The 5,059-nt window shown below is 42.9% G+C and carries 6 protein-coding genes and 1 pseudogene; 2 read left to right on the top strand and 5 right to left on the bottom strand.

Going from position 1 to position 5,059, the window contains the following annotated elements; genetic code table 11:
* Positions 1–165, top strand: a pseudogene (locus tag G493_RS33585) (ISNCY family transposase); the annotation flags it as partial.
* A gap of 144 nt (positions 166–309) precedes the next feature.
* Here G493_RS33585 and G493_RS33590 read toward each other — a convergent pair.
* The 3 genes from G493_RS33590 to G493_RS0122140 form a co-directional block, all read right to left on the bottom strand.
* Positions 310–480, bottom strand: a complete 171-nt coding sequence (locus G493_RS33590) for a hypothetical protein (RefSeq protein ID WP_153306634.1) — start codon at positions 478–480, stop codon at positions 310–312.
* Positions 481–735: 255 nt separating this feature from the next.
* Positions 736–945: a helix-turn-helix domain-containing protein gene (locus tag G493_RS0122135; protein ID WP_028582121.1), complete on the bottom strand. Its 210-nt coding sequence runs from the start codon at positions 943–945 to the stop codon at positions 736–738.
* 37 nt (positions 946–982) lie between these two features.
* On the bottom strand, positions 983–1,519 hold the full coding sequence (locus G493_RS0122140; RefSeq protein WP_161629874.1) for a DUF2975 domain-containing protein: 537 nt from the start codon (positions 1,517–1,519) through the stop codon (positions 983–985).
* 829 nt (positions 1,520–2,348) lie between these two features.
* Here G493_RS0122140 and G493_RS0122150 point away from each other — a divergent pair.
* Positions 2,349–3,182 (top strand): hypothetical protein, encoded by an 834-nt coding sequence (locus tag G493_RS0122150; protein WP_028582124.1) that lies wholly within the window; start codon positions 2,349–2,351, stop codon positions 3,180–3,182.
* Positions 3,183–3,337: 155 nt separating this feature from the next.
* Here the strand turns inward: G493_RS0122150 and G493_RS0122155 are convergent, their stop codons facing one another.
* Both G493_RS0122155 and G493_RS30780 read right to left on the bottom strand, forming a co-directional pair.
* Positions 3,338–4,330: a LysE family translocator gene (locus G493_RS0122155; RefSeq protein WP_456297766.1), complete on the bottom strand. Its 993-nt coding sequence runs from the start codon at positions 4,328–4,330 to the stop codon at positions 3,338–3,340.
* A gap of 132 nt (positions 4,331–4,462) precedes the next feature.
* Positions 4,463–5,059: MBL fold metallo-hydrolase (locus G493_RS30780; protein ID WP_153306635.1), on the bottom strand; the 597-nt coding region annotated here is incomplete at its 5' end.

The following is a 5,059-nucleotide window of genomic DNA, read 5'->3' on the forward strand; positions in this document are numbered from 1 at the left end:
GAAGTTCACGGTCTTGACCGATGCCCGGATCATGGGCTCAATGGCTTCAAACGGTATGTTGCCCTGGCAGTACTGGCACGAAATATCCAGCAGCTTGGAGTAAGGGTTCGAGAGAAACAGCTGGCGTTGATTAAAAGACAGGAGAAGGTCAAGAGAGCTGCATAACTGTTGTATTTTTTGCAAGATTACTTCATGGCAGCGGGAGAGATCCGTCTAAAATTTGCTGATTACGGTTAATTTAAACCCCAGCAAACATTGCGGAGACCATCAGAGTGTTGGAACAATATCATGTGGGAATAATTCCCGAAATTAAATGAGCTGAAAAGGGGTTTTCGTTCTGTCACTATCTACCAAAACGGCTGAACCCACAATTGCGACGCCAGCATACATTCCATCTCCAGTTCCACCGGCTTGAGCTGTATTAGCAAATGTAATGGCCAGCGCAATACCCATCAGGGTTAGCATTTTTATTCTATTCATTGTTTCCTTTATTACTTACGAGTGATTAAAAAAAATTGATTCTTATCGATAAGTTTCTTCTTGTGACTGTACTATTTGACAAGTCACATTAGGGGCGCGGAAAATAATACATATCCAAAAATTGCATAGGATATCGGTTTGGTAACGTCGTCGCGTCAATGGTTCCATGCTGGCCGTATTGAGCCATTGACGCGACGACATTACCGGGTTGAGAGACAAGCAAGATTGGATTATTTATTTTTTTTTCCGTGATCCTTATTCTTCGCTGACATACTCAAGCAGATCTCCTGGCTGACAATCTAAAACTTCGCATATTGCCTCGAGTGTAGAAAATCTTATGGCCTTTGCTTTGCCTGTTTTTAAAATAGAGAGGTTCGGCAAGGTTAATCCGATCCTGTTCGACAGGTCTGAAAGACGCATTTTTCGTTTTGCCAGCATAACATCTAAATTGACTATTATCGGCACGCCAGTTTCCCCGAGTTGTGCATTGCGTTTATTGGTATCAAATCGTCAGATCCGCCTCTTCACGCATGATAGCTGCCCGCTCCATAATTTTGGCAATGAGCCAGAAAAAAAGCCCTGCCACCAGTAAATCAAGCTCTGGCATAAAAGCGTTCATATCCGGCATTTGTGGAATAATGCCGCGATATTTTAAAAAGGCACCCACCAAAGGGACAATTAACGTATCCACAACTGCCATCCCAATCAGCGCCCGACCAACATTGGCGAAACAGAACGCGTTTCGAACGGTGAAAAATTCGGTCTGACTATACAACCGACACAGCCGCCATATCTGATACAAAGCAATCAGCCACAGCAACGTTTTAGCATTCAATATGCTGAAAATGATGAGTCTATCCTCGACTTGGAAACTGGAAATACTCTTCGTCCACAACTCGCTCTCGATAAACAGGGCAACCGGTTTATCTGTGAAAAAACTCAGCGTATCTTCAGCAACGGTCATAATTGCTGCAGCGCCAGTTAAAAAACGTAGCCATACCGTAAGGGCATGGACGGATGACGGATCATTGTTATGCATTTTTTTACCTTTCATGCGTGAAATATATAATGGATGGCACTTTCTTTTGTCAATAAAAAATTATCGTTTATCGATAAAATATTAACCTTATTTGATATGAAAAGGCTCATGTTCGTATTGCGGCAGCCTCTCTCCTGTATGGTTGTTGCCAACAGAAAACATCCAAAAAAACCGTACATTATTGCTCAACAAGTACACAGAGTTATTCTCATTATTTTTGATATAGAGGAGTCCATCGAAATCAGAAATTTGCTTGCAAGGAGGTCGGCTATGAGGGAAACCTGAAAGTATTAGGTAGAGAGGTAGCGGCAACTCACTTGCGAGAACTCAGTGAGATTGTGTTCTTCATAAAACAGAATGAATTCGTGCTTCAGGGCACTATCCGGCTTAATCTGAATATCGCAGATCCGAAAGAAACCGTTATCGTCACGGTACGAGGATTTATCGGGCAAAAAAGAGTGGATACTAAAGATTGCTAGGTGAAACCTCAAGAATTTCCAAACTCACTCAAACTTAAGCTTGCTCCTGTGTCGTCATGGTTGGTAAAACTTTAAGAAATGCACTGACAGTTTTAGGGGCACGGAAAAAATACATTATCCAATCTTGCTTGTCTCTCAACTTGGTAACGTCGTCGCGTCAAGGGTTCCATTCTGGCCGTATTGAGCATTGACGCGACCACGTTACCAAACCCATATCCTACGCAATTTTTGGATATTTATTATTTTCCGCGATCCTTAAAGTAACATGCCAATTCACCTGAGCCCAGGGTATATCACCCGAGGGGTCAAGTGCTTTCGGCGTTAGGCTTCAAAAAAGAGTCGAAACGAATATGTCCTTATCAATAGATATAGAATCATGCTGTAAAGCCTTGAAAGAGGCTGGTTCAAAAAAAGTGGCTTTTGTCTATCACCTGAAAATTAAAGATGTAGATGGCTATGACAAATGGCTCACTGCAAGTAGACATAATGGAAAAAGGTTATATCGAGTTAAGGCTGACCCTGTAGCCCGGAAAGGGATGGTAATCGATGAGATTTTGATAGACGAATTTTCATCTCTCAAAGAGGCTTTCGATTTTTTGTTAACCTTTGAACATTCTCTTAAACTGGTTTGCTCCGAGTGTACCATTCTTACTATAGTACCGGAGCCACTGATTACTTTCCATGTGGTTAAAGGTATCTCGTGGCTTGTCCGTTTGTTCAAAGGTATCACTGATAAAGGGGTACCTTCAACAAAGTGGCGGGCTGTGAATACAGATGTTTGGCCTGATGAAAATCAAATGAAAGTTGCAAGAGCCCAAAATCTTGATGAGCCGCTTTTTGTCTACAACTTGAATAAATACAAACCGGTTGCCGAGTACAGTGATATCAACAAAGACGGCAAAAAGGTCAGCGGCAAAGAGGCGTACGATCGCTACGCCAAGATTGCTGGATTTGAACTGCTACGTAGAGGAGCATACCCCGTTTATGGTGGGACGCCTGTCTGTCTTTTTGGAAATCGTGAGGATTGTATGCTTTCTGATAGCTGGGATCACTTTATATTCGTACGCTATCCTCAGCGACGTAATCTTCTGGCAACGATTGAAAGCGATGAATTTCACAAAGGGGAAGTCCATCGTGATGCTGGGTTGGAACGTGTTGCTATTTTTATGGGGAAAGAAGGCTAACAAGGCAATCTGATCAGAATACAAATTGCGCTGTGCTCCATGTGCACAGGTGGTGCTGTCTTGTTAGGCAGGAGCTCTCAGTGATCAGTTACCTTTAATGAGACATCGAATCGGCTAACCTGGGAAAGATTTTCTCGGCTAGCCGATTGCGCTATTTATTTTATATTTCTGGCTAGTTTCGCTCCAAATGCTATGAATGCGATGCCCGCCAATCGAGTAGCTATTGTTTTGGAATATTTCCATTGAGAAAGTAGTTTGGCTGCTGAATTGCCCATTAAAACCAAACAGGTTTGATATATAGCACTGATGATTGTGACATGTATCATCATGGCAAATAGAGTGATTGAATTTGAATCCTCAGCCAGGAAGAGGGGAAAGAAGGCCATGAAAAACATGATTGCCTTAGGGTTTGTTAAACATATTGCAAGAGCTTCCTTGAGAACCTTCAAATCTTTCTTTTTTAATCCGTTATTTTCGGGAACTTTTTCAATTTTTTCAAAGAGTTTTTGTGAACCAATAAATAGGAGGTAAATTGCACCTGTGAATTGAGCAAATTCTAAAACAAACGGAAAGTTCTGTAGAAGTGTTGCGAGCCCGAGGAGGGCGGATGACATATAAATACAATCACCTAATAAGGTTCCGTAGACAGCATACATACCTGACTTAAAACCACCTGATGCCGCTGCTTGTACAATTGCCAAGGTTCCTGGTCCAGGAATGAGCTGAAAAACAATGATGGCTAGGAGAAAGCTATTGTAGTTGTGAATATCGAACATACTTTCATTCTCGAAAGATAATTTTTTAAAAAAGCACCGGATAGAGCGGAAGGCTAACAGCCTCTGTCCTTTCTCAGAGCCACACGAGGGCGTTTCCATAGACTGCCGACTGTCTAGGTTGGCAGGAGTAGCTACGTGGCTGGATGGATTGTTACGGGATACCGGTGCTGCATAGATCAATACCCGAACTCGACCATTGGCTACGTCGTAGGGTGTGCATGTACTACTTGAAGCCGTGGCGTTCTGCCGCATCAAGGTTCGTGGGTTGACCAAGCTCGATACCTTTCTGCGTACTGCTATCTCGGTCGGTTTGAGCCGGAAAAGCCCGTGGAGATTATGCCGTACATTGGTAACCCCATCTGGAATGGCCAATCAATGGCTCAAAGATCAAGATTTGCTTTCTATCAAAGATTTATGGGTAAAGATTCATTACCCTACTACCCGATTCCGGCACGAAGCGGAATCTGCATTCAAGTTAATTTACCCTGTTAGAGATCTTGTCATTTATAGCCATATCGCCCAGTCGCCGTAGTCATATGTTCCACTGCCATGATGCAATTTACCCTCGTCATGTAACTGCCTGAAAGCGTCACGCATTCGGAATAGAATCTCAGGCTCTATATTCAAAGTGTGATGAGCTGGGAAAACCCGTTTCACTGGCAGGGACGACACCCGTTCCAGGGAGTTGAGGTACGCCTCTGGATCAGTGGACGGAAAGTAGGCAAAAAGCGTGTCTTTATAAACCAAATCACCGGTAAAAAGATACCCGCGCTCCTTTTCCCAAAAACACATATGTCCCGGTGAATGGCCGGGCGTATGCACTATTTGTACTAAGCGATCGCCAATATCAATAATTTCATTATCATCGAGCACGCTTGTTGGCTTACCCTGAAAGAATTCATATTTGTTTACATCGTAACCCTCTGGCAGATCACAGCGGTCAATAACCATGCCTTTAATCTGTTCCATTGTCAGAGGAAATTCTCCGTTTAGCCAGTTCAGTTCGTGAGTTATGATCGAAAGTGGTGTTTGAGGAAGACATAAAAAATAAATGACGTATCCTGTTGGGACCAATCCGCCAAGAACAATTCCAACACAAAA

This window comes from Desulfogranum japonicum DSM 18378 (genome assembly GCF_000429945.1).
Classification (GTDB): Bacteria; Desulfobacterota; Desulfobulbia; order Desulfobulbales; family Desulfobulbaceae; genus Desulfogranum; species Desulfogranum japonicum.

What these genes read in the sequence shown, in the direction of transcription:
- G493_RS33590 (WP_153306634.1), bottom strand. Translation starts at nt 480, where the DNA reads ATGAATAGAATAAAAATGCTAACCCTGATGGGTATTGCGCTGGCCATT.
- G493_RS0122140 (WP_161629874.1), bottom strand. Translation starts at nt 1,519, where the DNA reads ATGCATAACAATGATCCGTCATCCGTCCATGCCCTTACGGTATGGCTA.
- G493_RS0122150 (WP_028582124.1), top strand. Translation starts at nt 2,349, where the DNA reads ATGTCCTTATCAATAGATATAGAATCATGCTGTAAAGCCTTGAAAGAG.